The organism is Nocardioides sp. Z22_16 (assembly GCF_058134365.1).
The window spans coordinates 345,644-369,381 of record NZ_JBYTTI010000003.1 but is presented as its reverse complement, the minus strand read 5'-3'; the positions used below and the strand labels follow the sequence as shown (position 1 = coordinate 369,381).

Genomic DNA, 23,738 nt, shown 5'->3' with positions numbered 1-23,738 from the left:
CGGGTAGCCTCGACGCGTGCCTGACCAGACCCCCGGACCAGCCGCCGTCCCCGCGACCCCGCTGGACCTGCGGGTGGTCACCGCCGCCCAGCACCTCGACTTCCTCCGCACCCGTCGGTCGGCCTCCTTCCTGCAGACGCCGGCCTGGGGGTCGGTGAAGGGCGAGTGGCGTCACGAGTCGCTCGGCTGGTTCGCCGCCGGGGCCGACGGCGAGCAGATGGTGGGAGCCGCCCTGGTCCTCTACCGGCAGCTGCCCAAGGTCAAGCGCTACCTCGCCTACCTGCCCGAGGGCCCGGTGATCGACTGGCACGACCAGGACCTGGCCCGCTGGCTCACCCCGCTGACCGCGCACCTGCGCGGCCAGGGCGCCTTCGGGGTGCGGATGGGCCCGCCGGTGGTGACGCGCCGCTGGTCGGCGGCCAGCCTCAAGGCGGGCATCGCCGACGAGGCGGTGCGCCGCCTCGACGACCTGGTCCCGCTGGAGCGGAGCCAGGCCGGCGCCCGGGTGGTCTCCCAGCTGCACGAGCTCGGCTGGCTCCCCCAGTCGGTCGAGGGCGGCTTCGCCGCCGGGCAGCCGCAGTACAACTTCCACCTCCCGCTGGTCGCCGACGGCCGCCCGCGCACCGAGGAGGAGGTGCTCAAGGGGATGAACCAGCTCTGGCGCCGCAACATCAAGAAGGCCGAGAAGGCCGGCGTCGAGGTCGTCTCCTCGAGCGGCTCCGCCACCGAGCTGGGCACCGAGCTGGAGGCGTTCCACACGCTCTACGTGCACACCGCCGAGCGCGACCGCTTCACGCCGCGGCCGCTCTCCTACTTCCGCACCATGTTCGACGCCCTCTCCGCCGAGGAGCCGGACCGGATCGTCCTGCACCTGGCCCGGCACGAGGGCGACCTGGTGGCGGCCACCATCTCGATCCGGGTCGGCGCCCACGCCTGGTACTCCTACGGTGCCTCCTCCACCGAGAAGCGCGAGGTGCGCGGCTCCAACGCCGTGCAGTGGGCGATGATCCGGCAGGCGCTGGCGGCGGGCGCCGACGTCTACGACATGCGCGGCATCACCGACACCCTGGACGCCGACGACCCGCACGTGGGACTCATCCAGTTCAAGGTCGGCACCGGCGGCGAGGCCGTGGAGTACGCCGGGGAGTGGGACCTGCCGCTCAACCGCCCGCTCTACCAGGCGTTCGCCCTCTACATGAGGAGGCGCGGATGAGCCTCACCCTCACTGTCGACGGCGAGCGCTGGCGCGAGCACCTGCGCGGCGTCGCCGAGCGGACCCCCGGGATCGTCCCGGTCGCCAAGGGCAACGGGTACGGCTTCGGACTGGGCCGGCTGGCCCGGCGCACCCAGTGGCTCGCCGACCAGTTCGACCAGCCGGCCGACCTGCCCGTCGGCCAGCGGGTCGGCGACGTGCTCGCCGTCGGCACCTACGACGAGCTCGGCGAGGTGGCCAGCCGCTTCTCCGGCGACCTGCTGGTCCTCACCCCGTGGCGCCCCTTCGGCCCCGCGCTGGATCTGGACCCCGCCCTGGCCGGCCGGGTGGTCCACACCGTCAGCCGCCCCGAGGACCTGCCCGCGCTGCTCGAGCGGCAGCCGGACGCCCGCTACGTGCTCGAGCTGGTGACCTCGATGCTGCGCCACGGCATGACCGGGCGCCAGCTCCGCGACCTCGGGGACCTCACCGCGCGCGGCCGCCTCGAGGGGGTGGCCATGCACCTGCCGCTCGCCCAGGGCTCGCACCTGAGCCAGGTCCACCGACTGATCACCGACGTGGTCGCCGCGGGGCTGCCGACGCGCACCCTGTGGGTCAGCCACCTCGTCCCCGACGAGCTGGCCCGGCTCCGGGCGTCGTACGCCGACTTCTCGATCCGTCCGCGGATCGGCACCGACCTGTGGCTCGGCGCCCGCGACGCGCTGCGGGTCACCGCGACGGTGCTCGACGTGCACCCGGTGGAGCGCGGCGACGTCTTCGGCTACCGCTCGCGCACGGCACCGAAGTCGGGGCACCTGCTGGTGGTCAGCGGGGGCACCGCCCACGGCATCGGCCTGGAGGCCCCCACCGGGGACCAGTCGATCAAGGCGCGCGCCGCCACCCTGGCCCGGGGCGGCCTCGACGCGGTCGGCTTCGTGCGCTCCCCCTACTCGATCGACGGCAAGCAGCGCCTCTTCGCCGAGCCGCCGCACATGCAGGCCTCGATGCTCTTCCTGCCCTCCGGCACGCGGGTGCCGCAGGTCGGGGACCGGATCGACGTCCGGGTCCGCTACACCGCCACCTCGTTCGACCGGGTCGAGGTCGTCTGACCCTCGGTCGCCGCGGCGCCGTCGTGGTCCTCGTCGCCCTCCTCGGGCTCGGTGTCGGCGCGCCCGCCGGGCGGCGGCGGTCCCGGCTCGTCGAGGTCGCGGTCGACCGGGTCGTGCTCGGGGCGCAGCACGTCGCGGGTGACCAGGACGACGAGGTAGAGCTCGGCGGCGACCCGCAGCACGATGGCCGCCCAGTAGGGCACCGGCTGGCCACCGGAGCCGGAGGCGAGGTGGTCGCCGAGGTACCACCAGACGGAGGCGAAGTAGAGGAGCTCGGCGGCCTGCCAGATGAGCAGGTCACGCCACCGGGGCCGGGCCAGCACCGCCAGCGGCAGCAGCCAGAGCACGTACTGCGGCGAGTAGACCTTGTTGACCAGCAGGAAGCCGGCCACGATCAGGAAGCCCAGCTGGGCCAGCCTCGCCGGCTTGGGGGCGACCAGCCCGACCACGAGCACCGCCACGCACCAGGCGACGAAGAAGAGCCAGGACGCCCGGTTGATCAGCTCGAGCGAGACCATCTCACCGCTGTACTGCTGCCACAGCAGCCAGAGCGAGCCGAGGTCGGCGCCCCGCTCGCTGTTGAAGCTCCAGAAGACCTCCCAGTCCTGCGGCCCGGTCAGCCAGGCGGGCAGGTTGGCCAGGCCCCACGCGAGGAAGGTCGCGCTGACGGCGGAGACGAGGTCGGCCCAGCGCCGCCGCTTGAGGCAGAGCACCAGCACCCCGCCCAGCAGGAAGAGCGGGTAGAGCTTGGTGGCGGTGCCGAGCCCGATCATCACCCCGGTGAGGACCGGGCGGCCGCGTGACCACGCCCAGAGCGCCCCGGCGACGAAGCCGATGGCGAGCAGGTCCCAGTTGACCAGGCCGGTGATGGCCAGGGCGGGGGCGAGGGCGAAGCCGGCGGCGTCCCACGGGCGGGTCCGGATCCGTCCCGCGAGGTCCCGGCCGCGGTTGACGCCGGCCAGCAGCCAGGTGCTCAGCAGCGCGACGATCAGGAAGCCGACCGCGTTGACCGCCACGTAGAGCGTGCTCTCGGCCGGGATGTCGCGCTCGGGGTCGTCGCTGGCCGGCGAGCCGCTGAGCCACCAGGTCACGTAGCTGGTGCCCCAGGCCCAGTACGAGATGCCGACGGGGTACTCCATCGTCTGGTAGGTGGCCCGCACCTCCGCGTCGTCGGAGTAGGGCCAGTGCCGCTCCAGGAAGCCGCGCCCGGTGTAGAGGTAGGGCATGTCGGAGTAGCACATCGCGTCGTAGCGGATCTGCTCGTTCTGCCACTCCGTCGCCGCGCACGGGGTCTTGCTGACCATGCCCAGGCTGAAGCAGAGGGCGGTGAGCACCAGGAGCACCCGCACCGGGGTCCACCACGGGTGCGACCCGGCCCGACTGCCCACCGGCCCGCCGACCACCTCGGAGAGCGCTGTCACCGTGGGGTCGTCCTGGGTGGGGTGAACCCACCCGGGCTCCTGGGAGCCGGGCCGTCGCGTCATTGCTGCTCCTAGCCCCTCAGGGCTGGGTCGGTGTCGGCACGGGCACCGGCACGGTGGGGGGCGGCGGTGCCGGGGTCTCCGGCGGCGGGGGCGGTGGTGCCGGGGTCTCCGGCGGGGGCGGCGGTGCCGGGGTCTCCGGCGGCGGCGGTGGTGCCGGCGTCGGGGTCGGCTCCTCGGTCGGAGTCGGCTCCTCGGTCGGCTTGGGGCTCTTGCTGGGCTTCACCTTGGGCGGTGCCGCCGGAGGCTTGGGTGCGGGCGCCGGCGGCGGGACGTACTCGTGGCCCTCGGAGGGTGCGTCACCGTCGAGGAAGACCGGGTCCGGGAAGTCCTCGACCTCCATGCCCTCGCTGAGCCGCTCCATGATGGCACTCCAGGTCTGCGCTGGATAGGTGCCGCCGTAGAAAGAGGGCAGCCAGTCATCGAGCTGGTCGTCGCCGTCGCCCCGGACGTACATCACGGCGGTGGAGAGCTGGGGGGTGAAGCCGACGAACCACGACGAGGAGACCTGGTCCTTGTCGTTGGTCGCGGTGCCGGTCTTGCCGGCGGCGGGGCGGCCGACGCCCTGGGCGGCGCTACCCGAGCCATCGTTGACGACCTCCTCGAGCGCGTAGACCGTGTCGGCGTTGACGTCCTCCTCGACGACCCGGCGGGTGGAGTCCTTGCGGGCGTAGGTGGTCTCCCCGTCGGCCTCCACGACCTTCTGCACGACGTGCACGTTGGCGCGCTCGCCGTCGTTGGCGAAGGTCGCGTACGCGTTGGCCATGTTGATCGGGCTGACCCGGGCCTTGCCCAGGGTGATCAGGGCGTCGTCGGGGAGCAGGTCGACGGTGCGCGACGGGATGCCGGGGAACTTCTCCTGGGACTCCTGCGGGGGCAGGCCGGCGGCGACCGCGAGGTCGTGGATCTTGCGCGGCCCGTTGTCCATCGCGGCGCTCATGTCGACGAACGCGGTATTGGTGGAGTTCTCGGCGGCGGTGACCATCGAGATCGAGGAGCCGAGGTCGGTCGCGCCCTCACCGGCGTTGTAGACCTCCAGACCGTCGGGGAAGGTGAAGGGGGAGTTCCCGTCGAACCGGTCGTTGAGGGAGAAGCCCTCCTTGATGGCGGTGGCGATCGTGAAGGCCTTCATGGTGGAGCCGGCCATGCCGCCGGTGGCGGCCCAGTTGATCTGGGAGTCCAGGTAGTCCTGCCCGCCGTAGAACGCCTTCAGCGCGCCGGTGCCGGGCTCCACCGTGGCCGCGCCGACGTGCAGCTCCTTGTCGCCGAACCCCTCGGGCCGCTCCTCGATCACCGCCTCCTGGAGGTCGCTCATCATCTGCGGGTCGAAGGTGGTGGTGACCCGCAGGCCGCCGCCGTCGATCTCGGACTCGGTGTAGCCGAGCCGCAGCAGCTCGTCGCGGACCAGCTTGAGCATGTGGCCCTTCTGGCCGCCGTAGGCGCTCTGGGCCTCCTGCTTGGGGAACTTGGGCAGCCGCTTCATGGCCGTCTCCGCCTTCTCCTCGCTGATGTGGCCGTCGGCCGCCATCCGCCCGAGGGTGTAGCGGTAGCGGGCGGTCACCGACTCGCGGGCCTCGTCGCCGTTGGCCGGGTCGTAGGCGGAGGGGTTGTTGATCACGCTGGCCAGGAAGGCCGCCTCGCGCAGCTTGAGCCGCTTGGCGCCCTTGTTGAAGTAGGCCTCCGAGGCGGCCTGGACGCCGTAGGCGCCGCGGCCGAAGTAGATGGTGTTGAGGTAGCCCTCGAGGATCTCCTGCTTGCTCATCTCGCGCTGGATCTTGAGCGAGAGGATCGCCTCCTTGACCTTGCGCGAGAGCTTGCGCTCGCTGGTCAGGTAGAGGATCTTCACGTACTGCTGGGTGATGGTGGAGCCGCCCTGGGTGGTCTCGCCGGCCGCGGCGTTGGAGAACGCGGCCCGCACGATCCCCTTGGGGTCGATGCCGCTGTCCTTCCAGAAGTTCTTGTTCTCCGCCGAGACGACGGCGTTCTGCATCCGCTCGGGCACGTCGTCGAGCGGGATGGAGACCCGGTTCTGGCGGGCGTACTGCCCGACCTCGCTCTCGCCGTCGGCGTAGTAGACGAAGGAGGTCTGGGTCTCGAACTCCTCGTTGGCGTCCGGGACGTCGATCGTCTGGTAGGCCACGACGAAGGTGCCGACGCCGAGCAGGGCTACGACCAGGGCCAGCAGCCCGACACCGAGCGCGGCCCTCTTGGCCCACTGCTTCCGGGTCAGCTTCTTCTTGGCCGGCCTCTTCTTGACGGCGGGCCCGGGCTTCCTACGGGTCTGACTCACGCGGGCAAGACTAAAGGGAAGCACGGCATCTCCGGATTCGTCGCGGCGGGGTGGCCGGAGGCCCAGGCGGGGACACGGTGTTCAGTTGTGACGGATATATCGCTACGATAGGTCGCGTGGCACGTCGTGGAGAGACCATCGAGCTAGCAGTCCTCGGACTGCTGCACGAAGGACCCATGCACGGCTACGAGCTCCGCAAGCGGCTCAACCTGATGCTCGGGTGGAGCCGCGTCCTCTCCTACGGCTCGCTCTACCCAGCCCTGAAGAAGATGCTGCGCGCCTCGCTCATCGAGGAGGTCGACACGGTTCCCGCGCCGGTCACCCGCCGCCCACGCATCGTCTACCGGGTCACCGAGGCCGGACACGCGGAGTTCGAGCGCCTGATGTCGGAGGTCGGCCCCGCCGCGTGGGAGGACGACAACTTCGACATCCGCTTCGCCTTCTTCTCCTCCACCGACATGGAGATCCGGCTGCGCGTCCTCGAAGGACGTCGTACCAGGCTCCAGGAGCGGCTGGAGAGGGTGCAGACCGATCTGGCCCGCACCCAGAAGGAGGTCGACCGATATGCCGCGGAGCTCCAGCGCCACGGCGTCGAGTCGGTCGAGCGTGAGGTCCGTTGGCTGTCCGACCTGATCAAGGCCGAGCGGGACGGTCACTCCAAGGCTGGCCCGGTCACCGAGCCCGTCATCCCGGACTGAGTGCCAGTCCGTCACGAACATCGCGAGAACGCACGATTTCGCATCAAGAAATGAGGAGAGCCCATGGGTTCGGTACGTGTAGCAATCGTCGGCGTGGGCAACTGCGCCACGTCACTGGTCCAGGGCGTGGAGTACTACAAGGACGCCGACCCCGACGGGACGGTCCCCGGCCTGATGCACGTCGTCTTCGGTGACTACCACGTCAAGGACGTGGAGTTCGTCGCCGCCTTCGACGTCGACGACAAGAAGGTCGGCAAGGACCTCTCCGAGGCCATCAACGCCTCCGAGAACAACACGATCAAGATCGCCGACGTCCCCACCCTCGGTGTCGAGGTGCAGCGCGGCCCGACGATGGACGGTCTGGGCAAGTACTACCGCCTGACCATCGAGGAGTCGAGCGCCGCGCCGGTCGACGTGGTGCAGGTGCTCAAGGACGCCGAGGTCGACGTCCTGGTCTCCTACCTCCCCGTGGGCTCGGAGGAGGCGGACAAGTTCTACGCCCAGTGCGCGATCGACGCGGGCGTGGCGTTCGTCAACGCGCTCCCGGTCTTCATCGCCTCGGACCCCGTGTGGGCCAAGAAGTTCGAGGACGCCGGCGTCCCGATCGTGGGCGACGACATCAAGTCCCAGGTGGGCGCCACCATCACCCACCGGGTGATGGCGAAGCTCTTCGAGGACCGTGGCGTGGCGCTGGACCGCACCTACCAGCTCAACGTCGGCGGCAACATGGACTTCAAGAACATGCTCGAGCGCGAGCGCCTGGAGTCCAAGAAGGTCTCCAAGACCCAGGCGGTCACCTCCAACCTGCACGGCTCGCTGAGCAACGTGGGCGCGGACGACCGCAACGTCCACATCGGCCCGTCGGACTACGTCGCGTGGCTCGACGACCGCAAGTGGGCCTACGTGCGCCTCGAGGGTCGCGCGTTCGGCGACGTCCCGCTCAACCTGGAGTACAAGCTCGAGGTCTGGGACTCCCCGAACTCGGCCGGCATCATCATCGACGCCGTCCGCGCGGCCAAGATCGCCAAGGACCGCGGCATCGGCGGCCCGATCATCCCGGCCTCGGCCTACCTGATGAAGTCCCCGCCGGTGCAGATCCCCGACGAGGAGGGTCGCACCCAGCTCGAGGCGTTCATCCGCGGCGAGTGACCTAGCCCGACGTTGCGACGAGGACCCGTCAGCCCCCTGGGGGTTGGCGGGTCCTCGTCGTTCTGGCGGCGCCCTCCGACGTGGGACGTCATCGCCGGTGGTCGCGCGAGCGACCGCGGGTGATGACGTCCGGCGAGGCGACGAGGCACTTGTGTTGAGCCCTTGACACAAGTTGCCACCCGCTGCCATCTTTTGTTCCATGCCCTTGGCACAAGATGACGAGCTCGCCCCGCTGCTGCCCGGGCCGCTCGAGCTGGTCCTCGGCCTCGGGCTGCTCCTGGTCCCGCTGCTCCTGCTGGGCCTCCTGGTGGTGCTGGTACGCCGACGCGGCGCCCGGCGGCTGGGGCGGGAGGCGCGGCTGGTCGCGCTGGTGCGCGGGGCGGGCATCCTCCTCGGCGCCGCTCTGGCCGTCGGCCAGCTGTCCGACGGCGGGATCGTGCCGTCCCCGGGTCTGTGGGTCGACGCCATCCACGCGCCGATCCTCTTCGGGCTGGCCACCCTCCTCGCGGCCGTGCTCGGCGAGCTGGTCGTCCGGCCGCGCTTCGACTCCGGTCCACGCACCGCCGACCTGCGACCGCGCCGGGTCCGTGACTTCCTGCCCCCGGGGCCGACCCGGCTCGTGGCCGGCCTCGGCGTCTGCGGGGCGGCCCTGTGCAGCTTCACCTGGCTCACCGCCTCGGCAGACGACATGGGCCGGGACGGCCGGGCGCTGTGGGCCGCCTGCTCGGCCGCCGTGTCGTCCATGCGGAGCCCCTACCCCGGCTCCTTCTACGTGGTGCCCTACGCCCTGGGCGTCGCGGTGGCCCTCGCCGTGGCAGCCGCAGCGGCATGGCAGGTCACCCGCCGCCCCCTCGGCGGGACGCCGGCCGAGGCCGACCACCACCGACGTACGTCGATGCAGGCGATCGTGGGAGCTCTCGGGGTGGTCGTCTCCGCGCCGATGATCGGCCTCGCCCTGGTGGCCGGCACCACGCTGCTCCAGCACGCCTGCCCCCGGCCCGGGTGGGGAGCCGTCGGCTGGCTGGCGCTGGGCGTGGGGGTGCTCGCGCTCGTCACGCTCGTCGCCTCGCTGGTCGCGCTGCTGACACCGCCCGCTGCTCGGCCGCTCGCCCGGGAGCAGGAGACCGCGCGTGCCTGACGCGGCTCTCCGGGTCGACCCGCGGGACCCGACGCCGCCCTACGAGCAGGTGCGCCGGCAGCTGGAGGACCTGATCGGGGCGGGGATCCTGCGGGCGGGTGACCGGTTGCCCCCGCTGCGCCAGCTCGCCGGCGACCTCGGGCTGGCGGTCGGCACGGTGGGCCGGGCCTACGCCGAGCTGGAGAGCCAAGGCCTGGTCGTCTCCCGCCGGGGAGCCGGCACCCGGGTCGCCGAGGACGTGACGCCCGGGCCGGATGCGGTGCTCCGCCAGCTGACCCGGGACTTCCTGGCCCGCGCCCAGGCGATCGGGGTCGGGCCCCGGACCGCGCTGGACGCCGTGCGCACGGCGGTGGAGGGTGGGGACATCGCGAGACCAGACCGGGACTAAAGCCCGCGGGCCGTCACCACCCGGTCAACGCGAGGGCGCCGCCTCGGCCTCGGCCTTGATCCGGGCCAGCGTCTGCCGCATGCCCGCGCGCAGCTCGTCCTGGAAGGTCGCCTGGCCGCCCATGAACCTGTCCACCAGGCGCCGGGAGAGGTCGCTGGTGCCACCGGTCGCCTCGCGCCGCTGCACGATCCTGGTCCCTTCCGCCTCCGTGCCGTCGATCCCGGCAGCGGGCTCGAGCGTGAACGACCAGGTGGTGCCGTTCTCCTTGATCTTGAACGCGATCTCGCGCGTCGCCTCGAAGCGCACCACCTTCGCCTGGGTCGGCCAGACCAGCAGGCCGCGGCGGTTGACGTTGACCATCCGGCTGCCGAGCCGTACCGGGCGCCCGCCGCGCAGGAAGCTGCGCACCACCTGCGGGCTCCACCGCGACATCCGGGGCAGGTCGGAGACCAGCGCCCAGACCCGCTCGGGCGTCGCGCGGACGTCGATCGTCTGCTCGATCAGGGGCTCGACCAGGTCTGCGCTCGGCGAAGTCATCTGCGCAATGTAGAGCACGTCCTGCCGGGGACGCGAGGGCACCGGCGCGCCGCACGGGCGGCCGCAGGGTCTCCTCCCGCGACCTGTATCGCACCCGCGAAGTCAGGCGTACGTTGGCTGGGGACGGGCAGCTGGGCGGGTGGTACGACGACGGGCGGGCCGGAGATGATCGACGCCGAGGAGCCGCAGGCGGACGTGCCCGAGGCCTTCTGGGCGTGCCCCGTCCCCCAGGTGTTGCGCAGTGCGGGCTCCACCGAGGCCGGCCTGAGCGCCGAGGAGGCCGCTCACCGGCTGGACTCCTTCGGCCCGAACCGGTTGGCGCCCGCACACCGCGGATCCTGGCTCAGGGACCTGGCCAAGCAGTTCACCGAGCCCATCATCCTCATCCTGATCGCCGCCAGCGTGGTGTCGATGGTGCTGCGCGACGTCACCGACGCCGTCATCATCCTGGCGATCGTGGCCCTGAGCGGGCTGCTCGGCTTCTGGCAGGAGCACCGCGCCGCGCTGGAGGTACAGCGACTGCTGGCCCTGGTCCGGGTCCACGCCGACCTGCGGCGTGACGGCACCACCGTCGGAGTGCCGCTGGAGGAGGTGGTGCCGGGCGACCTCGTGCTCCTCAACGCCGGCGACGTGATCCCGGGGGACTGCCGGCTGCTCAGCGCCGACGCGCTCCAGGTGGACGAGTCCGCCCTGACCGGCGAGACCTTCCCCGCCCACAAGCACCCTGACCCCGCACCGAGGGACGCGGGCGCCGCGGAGCGGCACAGCGCGCTCTTCCTCGGCTCCCACGTGGTCAGCGGACGGGGCCTGGCCGTCGTGGTGGCCACCGGCGCGCGCACCGAGCTCGGGCGCCTCTCCCGGCGGCTGGAGCAGCAGGCCCCCGCGACCGGGTTCCAGCAGGGGATCCGGCAGTTCGGCCTGCTGCTGGCGCGGGTCACCGGGGTGCTGGCCGTGGCGATCCTGGCGCTCAACCTGCTGCTGGAGCGCCCGTTCGCCGACTCGCTGCTCTTCTCGCTCTCGCTCGCCGTCGGGCTGACCCCCCAGATGCTTCCGGCGATCGTGGCGGTCAGCCTCTCGCGCGGCGCCCGGCGGATGGCCCGCGAGCAGGTGATCGTGCGGCGCCTCGACGCCATCGAGGACTTCGGGGCGATGGACGTGCTCTGCACCGACAAGACCGGCACGCTGACCGAGGGCACCGTCCGGCTGCACGCCGCCGTGGACGCCTCCGGCGCCGAGAGTCCGGAGGTCGCGGCGATGGCGGCCGCCAACGCCGGGTTGCAGACCGGCTTCACCAACCCCATCGACGCCGCCGTCCTCGCCGCGCACCCGCTCGACCCGGCGTACGACGCCGTCGCCGAGGTCCCCTACGACTTCACCCGCAAGCGGCTCAGCGTCCTGGTCGACGGGCCCGAGGGACGCCAGCTCCTCTGCAAGGGGGCCTACGACGCGGTGGCCGACGTCTGCCCGACCGCCGACCGCGCCCGGCTCGACGCGCGCTTCACCGAGCTGAGCCAGGGCGGCTACCGGGTGCTGGGCCTCGCCCGGCGCGACCTGCCCGACGCCGCCACGGTCAGCGTGGCCGACGAGGAGGGCCTGGAGTTCGTCGGCTTCCTGGCCTTCGCCGACCCGGTCAAGCCCGGGGCGCGCCAGGCGCTGGCGGAGCTGCGGGAGTCCGGGATCAGCGTCCGGATGATCACCGGGGACAACCGGCTCGCGGCGGCCCACATCGCCACCGAGGTCGGGATGGACGCCGGCACCGTGCTGACCGGGCACGACATCGACGCCCTCGACCACGACCACCTGGTCCTCCGGGTCCGCGACGTCGAGGTCTTCGCCGAGGTCGACCCGCTGCGCAAGGAGCGGATCATCTCCGCGCTGCGCGACTCCGGGGCGACCGTGGGCTACCTGGGCGACGGGATCAACGACGCCGCCGCGCTCCACCTGGCCGACGTCGGCATCTCCGTCGACACCGCCGTCGACGTGGCCAAGAGCGCGGCGGCGATCGTGCTGCTCGACAAGGACCTGGCGGTGCTCGGCCACGGCGTGCGCCTGGGCCGGCAGACCTTCGCCAACACCCTCAAGTACGTCTTCACCACGGTCAGCGCCAACTTCGGCAACGTGGCCAGCATGGTGATCGCCTCGGCGTTCCTGCCGTTCCTGCCGCTGCTGCCCCGCCAGATCCTGCTGCTCAACTTCCTCTCCGACCTGCCGAGCACCACGATCGCGGTCGACGAGGTCGACCCCGAGCAGCTGCAGCGGCCTCAGCACTGGGACATCCGGTTCATCCGCGACTTCATGGTCGCCTTCGGGCTGCTCAGCACCCTCTTCGACCTGCTCACCTTCGCGGTGCTGCTCCAGGTCTTCGAGGCCGGCTCCACGCTGTTCCGCTCGGGCTGGTTCGTCGGCTCCACCCTGACCGAGCTGGCGGTGCTGCTGGTGCTGCGCACCCGGCGTCCGGCGGTGCGCAGCCGCCCCGGCACCGCCCTGCTGGTCACCTCGGTGGCGGTGGCCGCGCTCACCTTGGCGCTCCCCTTCGTGCCCGAGCTCTCCGAGCTGCTCGGGCTGCGCCCGCTGCCCGCGGCGGTGGTCGCGGCGCTGCTGCTGATCACCTGCGGCTACGTGCTGGCAGCCGAGGGGCTCAAGCGGTTCTTCTTCCGGGCCCCGACGCGGGACGTCGCCGGGACTCAGCCCTGACGGGCCGCCCACCAGGCGCGCAGGCGGGCCTCGGCCGCCTCCGGGGCCATCGGGCCCTCGTCCATCCGCAGCTCCAGCAGGTAGCGGTAGGCCTCGCCGACCTCACGGCCGGGACCGATGCCGAGGATCTCCATGATCTGCGTCCCGTCGAGGTCGGGGCGGATCGAGGCGAGCTCCTCCTGCTCGGAGAGGCGCGCGATCCGCGCCTCCAGGTCGTCGTAGGTGCGCCGGAGCCGCGCCGCCTTGCGGGCGTTGCGGGTGGTGCAGTCGGCGCGGGTGAGGACGTGCAGCCGCTCCAGCTGGTCGCCGGCGTCGCGGACGTAGCGGCGCACCGCGGAGTCGGTCCACTCCCCCGAGCCGTAGCCGTGGAAGCGCAGGTGCAGCTCGACCAGCTTGGAGACCGCCTCGATCTCGTCGTTGGAGAAGCGCAGCGCCTTCATCCGCTTGCGGGTGATCTTGGCGCCGACCACGTCGTGGTGGTGGAAGGTGACCGTGCCGTCGCCAACGAACTTCCGGGTCCGCGGCTTGCCGACGTCGTGCATCAGCGCGGCGAAGCGGGAGACGAAGTCGGGACCGCCGCCGAGCCGGTCCTCCATGTCGATCGCCTGCTCCAGCACGATCAGCGTGTGCTCGTAGACGTCCTTGTGCCGGTGGTGCTCGTCGCGCTCCAGCGCGAGCGCCGGCAGCTCGGGCAGCACGTGGTCGGCCAGCCCGGTCTCCACCAGCAGGCTCAGGCCACGGCGCGGGTACGGCGCGCAGACCAGCTTGACCAGCTCGTCACGGACCCGCTCGGCGGAGATGATCTCGATCCGGCCCGCCATGGCGCGCATCGCCTCGACCACCTCGGGCGCCACCTCGAAGCCGAGCTGGGCGGCGAACCGGGCGGCCCGCATCATCCGCAGCGGGTCGTCGGAGAAGGAGTCCTCGGGGCGGCCGGGCGTGCGCAGCACCCGGTTGGCCAGGTCGACCACGCCGCCGTAGGGGTCCTCGAAGGTCCGGTCCGGGACCCGCACGGCCATCGCGTTGACGGTGAAGTCACGGCGACCGAGGTCACCGGCCAGCGAGTCGCCGAAGTCGACGTCGGGCTTGCGGGAGGTGGGGTCGTAGGTCTCCGCGCGGTACGTCGTGATCTCGACCTGCCACTCCCCCTTGCGGCAGCCGATGGTGCCGAAGGCCCGGCCCATGTCCCAGACCGCGTCGGCCCACCCCTTGAGCAGCCTCTCGGTCTGCTCGGGGCGGGCGTCGGTGGTGAAGTCGAGGTCGTTCTGGAGCCGGCCCAGCATCGCGTCGCGGACGGGCCCGCCGACCAGGTGGAGCTCGTGACCGGCGGCGGCGAACCGGGCCCCCAGGTCGTCGACGACCGCGCCGATCCGGTCCAGCTCGGCAGCGACCGCTCGCTGGACCTCGACCATGCTGAGCGGGGGCGGGACAGGGGCGTCGGACACGAGGAGCGAGTCTAGGCGCACTACAGTCGTGGGGTGCCCCGCCGTCGACCGTTCCTGCCTGGCCCCGTGGCGGGCCCGGTCGTGCACCCGGCGTCGCGGCCCCGTCCCAGCGTGCTGATCCCGGTGCTGCTGGCGGTGCTGCTGGCCCTGCCGACCCTGCTCCTGCCCACCCTCGGCCTCCCCGCCCAGGCCGCCCCGGGCGACGCCCAGGACGACCCGCTGAAGCTGCAGATCTCCGAGCTGACCCCGTCGGTGCCACGGGCCGACGAGCAGGTGACGATCGCGGGCACCATCACCAACGAGAGCCGGGAGACGTGGACCACGATCAACGTCCACGCCTTCCACTCCGAGAGCCCGATCCTCGACCCCACCACCCTCGCCTCGGCGGCGGCCACCCCGGACAGCGAGTACCTCGGCCCCCGGGTGGTGGCGCCCGGCACCTTCCAGACCATCCCGAGCCTGGCCCCCGGGGAGTCCACCACCTTCACCGCCTACCTCCCGGCCGGCTCCCTCCTCGGAGGCGACGGCGTCTACTGGGCCGGGGTGCACGCGATCGGGCAGACCGAGACCCAGCCCCGCGACGAGTACACCGACGGCCGGGCGCGCACCTTCCTCCCGGTCCTGTCCGGTGAGCGGACCCGGCTCGACGCCGCCCTGGTGCTGCCGTTGCGGGCCCCGATCCGGCACACCCCCGCCGGGCGGGTCGCCAACCCCGGCCAGTGGGCCAAGCTCTTCGGCCCCGGTGGCCGGCTGCGCAACCTGCTCGAGGCCGGCCGGTCCGCCGGCGACCGACCGGTGACGTGGCTGCTCGACCCGGCGGTGCCGCACACCGCGATGAAGCTGGCCGCCGGCAACCCGCGCGCCAGCCTCACCCCGCTCCCCGGAGCCGAGGAGGAGCCGGCCGACCCGGAGGGGGAGACCCCCGGCGCGGAGGCCCCGAGCCCCTCACCCACCGACCCGGCCGCTCTCCCCGACCCGCCTCAGGAGAACGACGCGCGTCCCGACCCCGCTCAGGAGGCGGCCGCGGCCGCCGCGCAGGGCTGGCTCGAGATCTTCACCGCCGAGATGGCCGAGCACCCGGTCCTCGCGCTGCCCTACGGCGACGTCGACGCCTCCGCGCTCCAGCGCCAGGACCCGGAGCTGCTCGCCATGGCCCGGGCCCACTCCACCCAGGTGCTCACCTACCTGGGCATCGAGTCGACCCCGGTCCTCGCCGCGCCCGACGGCTACCTCTCCCCCGACGTCGTCTCGGAGGCCGCGCCCGAGACCCTGATGCTGCTCAGCGACCGTGCCCTCCAGGACCCGCTGGGCCAGGTGCCGAGCACCGGCCGGGTGCTGGGACACACGTTCGCCACCACCTCCTCCGGAGTCGCCGCGGGCGGGCCCGGCCCCGAGCCGGCTGCGGGCCCGATCGCGGTCCGGCAGCGGGTGGTCAGCGAGGCGGCCCTGCGGCTGCTCAGCGGGAACCGCTCACCGCTGGTGATCGCGCCGCCGCCCAACTGGGACCCGGCCACCGGGTCGGCCGTCCTCTACTCGACGTTCGACGAGGGGCTGCTGCGCCTGCGCCCCCTCGCCAAGCTGGTCGGCGCCGACGTGCTCGCCGAGCCGGCGCCGGCCGGCGACGGGGCCGGCGCGACAGGCACCGACCTGCCGGCGGAGTCGCTGGTCTTCGGCGAGGCCCAGCGGGAGGCGGAGCTCCCGGCCGCCAGCATCGACGCCGCCACCCAGCGTCTCGACCGGGCCCGGCTGCTCGCCGGCGTCCTGACCCGCGACTCCGGCCTGGTGCCCCACCTGGTGGAGGCGGTGCTGCCCAGCCTCTCCTACTTCGCCCGCCAGGACGCCGGCGCGTGGCGGCGCCAGGACGTGCGGGGCACCGCCTGGCTGCAGGAGCGCCTCGGCTCGATCCGGGTGGACACCCCGCTGCGCGCCACGCTCTCCAGCGACCACGGCACGCTGGGCGTCACCCTGGTCAACGACCTCGACGTCTGGGTCAAGGTGCGGATCGCGGCGAGCAGCCAGGGCGGCCTGCGGATCGAGGAGCAGGAGCCGCTCACCCTGGCGCCGCGCTCGCGGAGGCTGCTGCGGCTCTCGGCCACCGCCACCCGGCAGGGCAAGGACGAGCTGACCCTGCGGGTCACCGACGTCGAGGGGACCCCGCTCGGCGCCTCGGCGACCTACCCGGTGCGGACCTCCCAGGTCAGCGGCACCCTGTGGGTGATCATGGCCGTCGGCGCCGCCATGCTCTTCGGCGCGATCGGCGTCCGCCTGGTGCGCGGCAACCGCCGGACCCGGCGTGAGCAGGCGGAAGCCGAGCAGGCCGAGGCCGAGCGCGACGAAGCAGAGCGTGACGAGTCAGAGCAGGTCGAAGCAGAGCAGACCCAGATCCACCAGGCACAGACGGAGCAGGGAGCGACATGAGCGCGCCGGAGACCGAGCAGGAGCAGCGGTCGATCGCGTCGAACAGCGCGGTGATGGCGGTCGGCACCGCCTTCTCCCGGCTCTCGGGCTACCTGCGCTCGTTGCTGCTGGTCGCCGCCCTGGGCAGCGCGCTGCACGCCGACCTCTTCAACGTCGCCAACACGATCCCCAACGCCCTCTACATCCTGCTGGCCGGCGGGGTCTTCAACGCCGTGCTGGTCCCCCAGCTGGTCCGGGCCCTGACCCGGGACGAGGACGGCGGGGAGGCCTACACCAACCGCATCATCACCCTCGCCGCGCTCTTCCTGGGCGCCGTGAGCCTGCTGCTGGTGCTGGCGGCGCCCACGGTGGTCGACTTCTACTTCGACGACGTGCTGGCCTCGCCCGCGCTGGCCGAGCAGCGCGACTCCGCCATCGCCTTCGCCCGCTTCTGCCTGCCGCAGGTCTTCTTCTACGGGATGTTCGTGCTGATCGGGCAGGTGCTCAACGCCCGCGGCACCTTCGGGCCGATGATGTGGGCCCCCATCGCCAACAACCTGCTCGCCATCGGTGTCCTGGTCGTCTACCTGGTGGTCTTCGGCCCGGTCGCCGGGGCGGGGCTCACCGGTCCCTTCACGACCGGGCAGGAGCTGCTCCTGGGTCTCGGCTCGACCGCCGGCATCGTGGTGCAGCTCCTCATCCTGCTCCCCTACCTGCGGGCGGCGGGGTTCAGCTACCGGCCGCGGTTCGACTTCCGCGGGACCGGCCTGGGCCACACCCTGCGCCTGGGCATCTGGACGGTCCTCTTCGTGGTGGTCAACCAGGTCACCTACTGGCAGGTGACCAGGCTCGCCACCAGCGGGACCACCGGGTCCGCCGAGGGCACGGGCGTCACCGTCTACAGCAACTCGATGCTGGTCGCGATGGTGCCGCACGCGATCATCACGGTCTCGTTCGCCACCGCGGTGCTCCCCCGCCTGTCCCGGTATGCCGCCGACGGGGAGAACCGGCACCTCGCCCAGACCTTGGGGTCGACGATGCGGACCTCGCTGGGGGTGGTGATCCCCTTCGCCGCGCTCCTCCCCGTGGTCGCCCGCGACGTCGCGAACGCGGCGTACGGCTGGGGGGCCGGTGCGGGCAACGCGGGGAACTTCGTCCCCTCGCTCTCCCTCTTCGGCCTCGGGCTGGTCTTCTTCACCGTCCACTACTTCATGCTGCGCGGCTTCTACGCCCTCGAGCGGACCCGCACCGTCTTCCTGATCCAGCTGGTCCACGCGACGGTCAACATCGTGGCGGCGGTGCTCCTGGTCCGCGAGGCGTCGGCCGTCGACACCGCCCCGGCCCTGGTGGTCGCCTACACGCTGGCCTACCTGGTGGTGTCGCTGCTGAGCTACGCGGTGCTGCGCCACGTCCTCGGTGGTCTGGACACCCCGCGGCTCGTCCGCTTCCTGATCAGGCTGCTCCTGGTCGTCGCGGTGGCCACCCTGGTCGCCTGGCTCGTCTCCCGGGCCCTCTCCGGGCTCGGTGCCACCCCCCACCCGCTGGTCTCCGTCGGCCGGGGAGCAGTCGTCGGGCTGGTCGACGTCACCGTGCTCCTGCTCCTGGCGCGCTGGTTCCGGCTCACCGAGGTCACGGTGCTGGTGGATCCGGTGGTGGACACGGTCCGTCGCCGGCTCCGCGCACGCTGAGAGCGCCGTACCATGACCGGGAAGCAACCGGGCACCCGAGAGACCAGGAGGGCCGTGGCCACCTCGATCCGTGCCGGCGACGTCCTCGCCGAGCGGTACCAGATGGTCGACCTGCTCAGCGAGACCGAGGGTGGGTGGTTCTGGTGTGCCCATGACGACGTGCTGCGCCGCCAGGTCGCGGTCCACCTGATCCCCAGCGACGACAAGCGTGCCGACGCCCTGATGACGGCGGCACGCCGCTCCGCCGCGCTGATGGACCGGCGCACCCTCCGGGTGCTGGACGCCGACCGGGACGAGCACCACTGCTACGTGGTCAACGAGTGGGGGAACGGGACCTCGCTGGACCGCACCCTCGCCGACGACGGTCCCCTCAACCCGCGCCGCGCCGCCTGGCTGGTCGCCGAGGTCGCCGACACCCTCGCGGTGGCGCACGGCACCGGCCGCGCGCACGGCAGGCTCCACCCCGAGAACATCCTGGTCGACGAGAACGGTCAGGTCAGGATCATCGGGTTCGGGGTCGACGCGGCCCTGCACGGCCTTCCCCCCGACGGCATCGAGGAGGACGTCCGCAACCTGGCGGGCGTGCTCTACGCGGCACTGACCGGGCGGTGGCCCGGAACCAGGGACTCGCCCGTCCCGGCCGCGCCGCGGGTGCACGACCACCCGTTGCGGCCCCGTCAGGTGCGCGCCGGGATCCCCCGCGTGCTCGACCACATCTGCGACGAGGTGCTCGGCGAGCGCGCGCCGGGGCGCAACGGGACCCCCCGGGGCGGCGGGCTCCCGGTCCTCGGACACCGCTCCACCCACGACCTGCACACCGCGGCGGGGATCCGGGACGCGCTGGAGGAGTTCCTCGGCGACGAGGCGACCGGCCTCGTCGCCGTGCCGTCGGTCACCGCGGCGGAGACCGAGGAGCCGGACGCCGGGCCCGACACGGAGCCGGACGCCGCTGCGGCGCCGGCGCCCGCGCCCCCGGCTGACCCCGCGCCCCCGGCCGCAGCCGCGACCGCCGGGACCGGCGGACCGGCGACGAGCGACGTCGACGGCATCCCGACCGAGGCGGGCATGCCGGTCTTCCACGACGACCAGGAGGTCGAGTGGCTCCGCGCCCGCGGCAACCGGCCGGCGCCCCCACCCGCCTTCGAGGAGCCGGCCGCCCGGCCGCTCTTCGCCGTCGACCCCGAGGACGGCACCCCGGTGCGGCGCGCCCGCCCGCCGCGGCCCGCGCCGGTGGAGGGTGCGGAGTACTGGCCCTGGGACACCTCCACCGGGCACGGCTCCTCCAACACGGGCAGCCACTCCGGCATGGTCCCGGTGATCGCGCCCGACCGGGTGCCGGGTCGCCGCTGGCTCCACCTCGCCTGGCTCATCGGGCTGGCGGCCCTGGTGCTGCTCGCCGTCGTGGCCGCCTACCAGCTCGGCGGCCGGGGTGGCGGCGACGAGGACGACGAGCCGGAGTCCCGCGGCGCCGGCTCCGGCACGAGCGAGCTCACGCCCTACACGGGGGTCTCCGCCACCGACTTCGACCCCGAGGGCAGCCCCCCGCAGGACGAGAACCCGGAGCTGACGCCGTACGCCGTCGACGGGGACGACAACACGTCGTGGATCACCAGCAGCTACCGGCAGCAGTTCGGGCCCGGCGGCCTCAAGGACGGGGTGGGCCTGACCCTCGACCTCGGTGAGGTCAAGGGGGTGCGCCTGGTGGAGATCTCGGTGCGCGGCGGCACCACGACGGCCGAGGTCTACCTCGGCCAGGAGCCGCCCACCTCCGCACCCGACACCGAGCCGGTGGGGTCCGGCACCGACGACGAGACGATCGTCATCGAGCTCGACGAGGCCGAGCAGGCGAGGTACGTGACCGTCTGGCTGACGGCGCTGCCCCCCGTCGACGCCGACTTCCGCGGCGAGATCCGCGAGATCGTGGTCAGCGGGTGACCTCGGCGCCGACCGACGCGGAGCTGCTGGCCGCCCACGTCGCCGGCGACCCCGAGGCCTTCGGGGTGCTCTTCGCCCGTCACCGCGACCGCCTGTGGGCGGTGGCGTTGCGGACCATGGGCAACCCCGACGACGCCGCGGACGGCCTCCAGGACGCGATGATCGCGGCGTTCCGGCGCGCCGGCTCCTTCCGCGGCGACTCCGCCGTCACCACGTGGCTGCACCGGGTGGTGGTCAACGCCTGCCTCGACCGGCACCGCGCCGCCCGGGTGCGGACCGCCGACCCCCTGCCCGACGACCTCGAGCAACGGCCGGCCGCGGCGGGGCGCGGCCTTGGGGAGAGCGAGCCGGCCGATCCCGCGCAGACCGTGGTCGACCACGAGCGACGGGCCCGGATCACCGCCGCGCTCGGGGAGCTGCCGGCGGAGCAGCGGGCCGCCCTGGTGCTCGTCGACATGGAGGGCTACCCGGTCGCGGAGGCGGCCCTCATCCTCGACTGTGCGGCGGGCACGGTGAAGTCGCGGTGCTCCCGGGGACGGAGCCGTCTCGCCGAGCTGCTCGGTGACCTGCTGGACGACCCGGGGCCTGATCCCTCCGGACCAGCGAGCCGGGCCGGGAACCGCTCGGCGCCGCGGCGCGTCCCATCCGAGGAGACGAGCGCGCTCCGCGACACGGCACCACGACCAGAGACCCGAGGGGTGGACGGATGAGCGACCAGGACGAGCAGGTACGTCGTCTGCTCGCCTCGGCGCGCGCCGAGGAGCCCCCGCCTCCCGATGTCGCCACGCGGCTGGACGACGTGCTCGCCGGGCTCGTCGCCGAGCGCGCCGCGACGGAGGGCGCGACGGAGGGCGGGCCCGCCGGGGTGACGCTCCTCGCCACCCGCCGGCGCCGGCGGGTGGCCGGATGGGCGGTCGCCGCCGCCGCGGCCGTGGTGGTCGGCGGCGTCGCGGTCGGTCAGCTCGTCGGCACCACCGGGCCGGACTCCGCAGACGTCTCGGCAGGTGCCCAGGACTCTGCCGGCTCCCCGGAGGCCGGCTCCCAGGGGTCGACCGGGCCGGAGGAGCCCCGCCTGCTGGGCGAGGACGGCGCCGGGGGCAGCAGAGGTCCGGCCCCGGAGCCGCAGGCCGACCAGCACGGCGGCCTCCCGGTCCCTGTTGAGCCGGTGCGGCTGAGCGACGTCGGCCTGGAGTCGGAGCTGCTGGCGCTGCGCGCCACGGACCCCGCGCCGGGGGCGCTCGCGCAGCTCGCCACCCAGAGCTGTCTGCCGGACACCTGGCATGCCCGGGACGCCGTCTACCCGGCGCTCTACGAGGGCCGCCCGGCGGCTGTGGTGCTGCGGCCTCCTGGTCCCGACGGCCAGCGGGCCCTGGTCCACCGCTGCGGCCAGACGCGTCCCGCCCGCTCGGTCCTGCTCCCGGCCACCCCCTGAGCCGAGGCCCTGACCAGGGGAACAAGGCTCACCTACGATCGGTTCTAGCAATCGTCCGACCACCGCCGAACCTGCAGGAGTGCCACGCACCATGAGCGACACCGCCGAGACCCGCACCCGCAACGTCATCATCATCGGCTCCGGCCCGTCCGGCTACACCGCGGCGGTCTATGCCGCCCGTGCCGCCCTCGAGCCGCTGGTCTTCGAGGGGTCGGTGACCGCCGGTGGGGCGCTGATGAACACCACCGAGGTCGAGAACTTTCCGGGCTTCCGCGACGGCATCATGGGTCCTGCCCTGATGGACGAGATGCGCGCGCAGGCCGAGCGGTTCGGCGCCGAGCTGATCCCCGACGACGTGGTCGAGGTCGACCTCACCGGCGACGTCAAGGTCGTGAAGACCGCCGACGCGACGTACACCGCGCACTCGGTGATCCTGGCCACCGGCTCTGGCTACCGCAAGCTCGGGCTGCCCCGCGAGGAGGAGCTCTCCGGGCGCGGCGTGAGCTGGTGCGCCACCTGCGACGGCTTCTTCTTCCGCGACCAGGCGATCGCCGTCGTCGGCGGCGGCGACTCGGCCATCGAGGAGGCGACCTTCCTCACCCGGTTCGCCTCCAAGGTCTACCTGATCCACCGCCGCGACGAGCTCCGGGCCTCCAAGATCATGCAGGAGCGGGCGTTCGCGGACCCCAAGCTCGAGATCGTCTGGAACTCCGAGATCGCCGCCATCAACGGGGCCGAGCGCCTGGAGTCGGTCACGCTGCGCGACACGGTGAACGGGGACGAGCGGCCCCTGGAGGTCACCGGCCTCTTCATCGCGATCGGCCACGACCCGCGCTCCGAGCTGCTGGCCGGGCAGGTCGACCTCGACGAGGACGGCTACGTCCTGGTCAAGCACCCGTCGACGGCGACCAACCTGCCCGGTGTCTTCGCCGCCGGCGACCTGGTCGACCACCACTACCGTCAGGCCATCACCGCCGCCGGCACGGGGTGTGCCGCCGCGCTGGACGCCGAGCGCTTCGTCGCCATGCTCGACTTCGCCGCGGCCACGGCCCCGGCCGACGAGGTCGACGCAGAGCTGGCCCAGGAGCTGGTCGACGAGGTCGAGGCCGCGAAGGTCTGAACCTCGGCACCGCGCGGGGAACAATGTCTCCCCGCCGCGGTGTTGACCCCCCAACGGAAGCCACCACCGCCACCGGAAGGACCACCATGAGCAACATGACCGCCGTGACCGACGCCGACTTCGAGGCCACCGTGCTGAAGTCCGACAAGCCCGTCCTCGTGGACTTCTGGGCCGAGTGGTGCGGGCCGTGCCGCCAGGTGGCCCCGATCCTGGACGAGATCGCCGGCAGCCACGGCGACAAGATCACCTTCGTCAAGATGAACGTCGACGAGAACCCGGTCACCCCGGCTTCCTACAAGGTGACGGGCATCCCGACGATCAACGTCTACCAGAACGGCGAGGTCGTGAAGACCATCGTGGGGGCGCGGCCCAAGGCCGCGATCCTCAAGGAGCTCCAGGACCTGATCTGACGCTCCGTCCCTGCTGAGGCTTCAGCGCCGGGCGCACAGCACCCACCAGGCGCTCCAGGGCCTGCTCGACGTCGCTCATCCAGGCGCGAGTGGTCCGGAGCTCCATCCGCATCCGCGGGGTGGTGCTGTGCGCCCGTTGCGTCTTGAAGCCCACGGCCCCCAGGAAGGCGGCCGGGAGCACGCAGTCCCTGGCCTCTCCGTTCGGCCCCAGCCCGCGGGTGTCGCCGAACGCCTCGACCGCGGCGAAGCCCCGAGGCACCAGGTCGCTGGCCAGCCCCTGGACGAGCATCCTGCCCACGCCGCCCCTGCGGTGGGCCGGCGCCACCCAGAGCTGCGCGAGCAGCACGGCGTCCGGGCCGGCCGGGGCCGTCGGCAGGTCCATGGCGCCGGGCAGGTAGGCCGGGGGCGCGTAGAGGGCGAACCCGGCCACCTCCTCGTCGAAGAGCACGGCTCGGCCGCACGACCCCCACTCGCGCAGCACCTCCGAGACCCACGCCTCGAGCTCCGCCGCGCGCTCGTCCGGGGCCACCCGGCGTTTCGCGACCGGGTCGAGCTGCCAGCGCAGGCAGGTGCGAGGGTGCTCGGGGAGCAGGGGCAGGTGGTCGAGCGTCAGACGCACCACCTTGCGTGACATC

At 72.9% G+C, this 23,738-nt stretch carries 19 protein-coding genes; 14 read left to right on the top strand and 5 right to left on the bottom strand.

Going from position 1 to position 23,738, the window contains the following annotated elements:
• Positions 1 to 16: 16 nt before the first annotated feature.
• Positions 17 to 1,213 carry a lipid II:glycine glycyltransferase FemX gene (locus AC3X7R_RS10125; protein ID WP_489965513.1) on the top strand — a complete coding sequence of 399 codons (1,197 nt, stop codon included), beginning with the start codon at positions 17 to 19 and terminating at the stop codon, positions 1,211 to 1,213.
• Positions 1,210 to 2,301: an alanine racemase gene (locus AC3X7R_RS10120; RefSeq protein ID WP_489965512.1), complete on the top strand. Its 1,092-nt coding sequence runs from the start codon at positions 1,210 to 1,212 to the stop codon at positions 2,299 to 2,301. Before AC3X7R_RS10125 ends, AC3X7R_RS10120 begins: the two co-directional genes overlap by 4 nt.
• Here the strand turns inward: AC3X7R_RS10120 and AC3X7R_RS10115 are convergent.
• Both AC3X7R_RS10115 and AC3X7R_RS10110 read right to left on the bottom strand, forming a co-directional pair.
• The gene (locus AC3X7R_RS10115; protein ID WP_489965511.1) at positions 2,262 to 3,785 is read right to left on the bottom strand and encodes a glycosyltransferase family 87 protein; all 1,524 of its coding nucleotides are present in this window, start codon (positions 3,783 to 3,785) and stop codon (positions 2,262 to 2,264) included. The genes AC3X7R_RS10120 and AC3X7R_RS10115 overlap by 40 nt on opposite strands.
• A 16-nt stretch (positions 3,786 to 3,801) precedes the next feature.
• Positions 3,802 to 6,072: a transglycosylase domain-containing protein gene (locus tag AC3X7R_RS10110; RefSeq protein ID WP_489965510.1), complete on the bottom strand. Its 2,271-nt coding sequence runs from the start codon at positions 6,070 to 6,072 to the stop codon at positions 3,802 to 3,804.
• A gap of 116 nt (positions 6,073 to 6,188) precedes the next feature.
• Between AC3X7R_RS10110 and AC3X7R_RS10105 the strand changes: the two genes are divergently transcribed.
• The 4 genes from AC3X7R_RS10105 (at position 6,189) to AC3X7R_RS10090 (ending at position 9,445) form a co-directional block, all read left to right on the top strand.
• A complete protein-coding gene (locus AC3X7R_RS10105) occupies positions 6,189 to 6,770 on the top strand; it encodes a PadR family transcriptional regulator (protein ID WP_489965509.1) in 582 nt (193 codons plus the stop codon).
• Between the two features lie 63 nt (positions 6,771 to 6,833).
• Entirely contained in the window at positions 6,834 to 7,919 is a 1,086-nt protein-coding gene (locus AC3X7R_RS10100; RefSeq protein ID WP_489965508.1) for an inositol-3-phosphate synthase, read from the top strand.
• A 199-nt stretch (positions 7,920 to 8,118) separates the two neighbouring features.
• On the top strand, positions 8,119 to 9,057 hold the full coding sequence (locus AC3X7R_RS10095) for a hypothetical protein (RefSeq protein WP_489965506.1): 939 nt from the start codon (positions 8,119 to 8,121) through the stop codon (positions 9,055 to 9,057).
• A complete protein-coding gene (locus AC3X7R_RS10090; protein ID WP_489965505.1) occupies positions 9,050 to 9,445 on the top strand; it encodes a GntR family transcriptional regulator in 396 nt (131 codons plus the stop codon). Before AC3X7R_RS10095 ends, AC3X7R_RS10090 begins: the two co-directional genes overlap by 8 nt.
• A 24-nt stretch (positions 9,446 to 9,469) precedes the next feature.
• On the opposite strand, the gene AC3X7R_RS10085 is transcribed toward AC3X7R_RS10090, so the two are convergent.
• Entirely contained in the window at positions 9,470 to 9,982 is a 513-nt protein-coding gene (locus AC3X7R_RS10085) for an SRPBCC family protein (protein WP_489965504.1), read from the bottom strand.
• A gap of 165 nt (positions 9,983 to 10,147) precedes the next feature.
• Here AC3X7R_RS10085 and mgtA point away from each other — a divergent pair, with 165 nt between their 5' ends.
• Positions 10,148 to 12,676 carry a magnesium-translocating P-type ATPase gene (mgtA, locus tag AC3X7R_RS10080; RefSeq protein ID WP_489965503.1) on the top strand — a complete coding sequence of 843 codons (2,529 nt, stop codon included), beginning with the start codon at positions 10,148 to 10,150 and terminating at the stop codon, positions 12,674 to 12,676.
• Here the strand turns inward: mgtA and AC3X7R_RS10075 are convergent.
• Complete coding sequence (locus AC3X7R_RS10075) at positions 12,667 to 14,088, bottom strand: CCA tRNA nucleotidyltransferase (protein WP_489965920.1); 1,422 nt, start codon at positions 14,086 to 14,088, stop codon at positions 12,667 to 12,669. The genes mgtA and AC3X7R_RS10075 overlap by 10 nt on opposite strands.
• Before the next feature lie 66 nt (positions 14,089 to 14,154).
• Between AC3X7R_RS10075 and AC3X7R_RS10070 the strand changes: the two genes are divergently transcribed.
• From AC3X7R_RS10070 to trxA, 7 genes are all read left to right on the top strand, one after another.
• The gene (locus AC3X7R_RS10070) at positions 14,155 to 16,539 is read left to right on the top strand and encodes a DUF6049 family protein (protein WP_489965501.1); all 2,385 of its coding nucleotides are present in this window, start codon (positions 14,155 to 14,157) and stop codon (positions 16,537 to 16,539) included.
• Positions 16,536 to 18,206: a murein biosynthesis integral membrane protein MurJ gene (murJ, locus tag AC3X7R_RS10065; protein ID WP_489965499.1), complete on the top strand. Its 1,671-nt coding sequence runs from the start codon at positions 16,536 to 16,538 to the stop codon at positions 18,204 to 18,206. Before AC3X7R_RS10070 ends, murJ begins: the two co-directional genes overlap by 4 nt.
• Positions 18,207 to 18,260: 54 nt before the next feature.
• Positions 18,261 to 20,141, top strand: a complete 1,881-nt coding sequence (locus AC3X7R_RS10060) for a protein kinase family protein (RefSeq protein ID WP_489965498.1) — start codon at positions 18,261 to 18,263, stop codon at positions 20,139 to 20,141.
• Entirely contained in the window at positions 20,138 to 20,851 is a 714-nt protein-coding gene (gene sigM, locus AC3X7R_RS10055) for an RNA polymerase sigma factor SigM (protein ID WP_489965497.1), read from the top strand. The genes AC3X7R_RS10060 and sigM overlap by 4 nt, the downstream gene beginning before the upstream one ends.
• Positions 20,848 to 21,573: a hypothetical protein gene (locus tag AC3X7R_RS10050; RefSeq protein ID WP_489965496.1), complete on the top strand. Its 726-nt coding sequence runs from the start codon at positions 20,848 to 20,850 to the stop codon at positions 21,571 to 21,573. Before sigM ends, AC3X7R_RS10050 begins: the two co-directional genes overlap by 4 nt.
• Before the next feature lie 91 nt (positions 21,574 to 21,664).
• Positions 21,665 to 22,693 carry a thioredoxin-disulfide reductase gene (gene trxB / locus AC3X7R_RS10045; RefSeq protein WP_489965495.1) on the top strand — a complete coding sequence of 343 codons (1,029 nt, stop codon included), beginning with the start codon at positions 21,665 to 21,667 and terminating at the stop codon, positions 22,691 to 22,693.
• Positions 22,694 to 22,779: 86 nt separating this feature from the next.
• Positions 22,780 to 23,103 carry a thioredoxin gene (gene trxA, locus AC3X7R_RS10040; protein ID WP_489965494.1) on the top strand — a complete coding sequence of 108 codons (324 nt, stop codon included), beginning with the start codon at positions 22,780 to 22,782 and terminating at the stop codon, positions 23,101 to 23,103.
• On the opposite strand, the gene AC3X7R_RS10035 is transcribed toward trxA, so the two are convergent.
• Positions 23,078 to 23,737, bottom strand: a complete 660-nt coding sequence (locus AC3X7R_RS10035; RefSeq protein ID WP_489965493.1) for a GNAT family N-acetyltransferase — start codon at positions 23,735 to 23,737, stop codon at positions 23,078 to 23,080. The two genes, trxA and AC3X7R_RS10035, sit on opposite strands and share 26 nt — an antisense overlap.
• Between the last annotated feature and the right edge of the window lies 1 nt (position 23,738).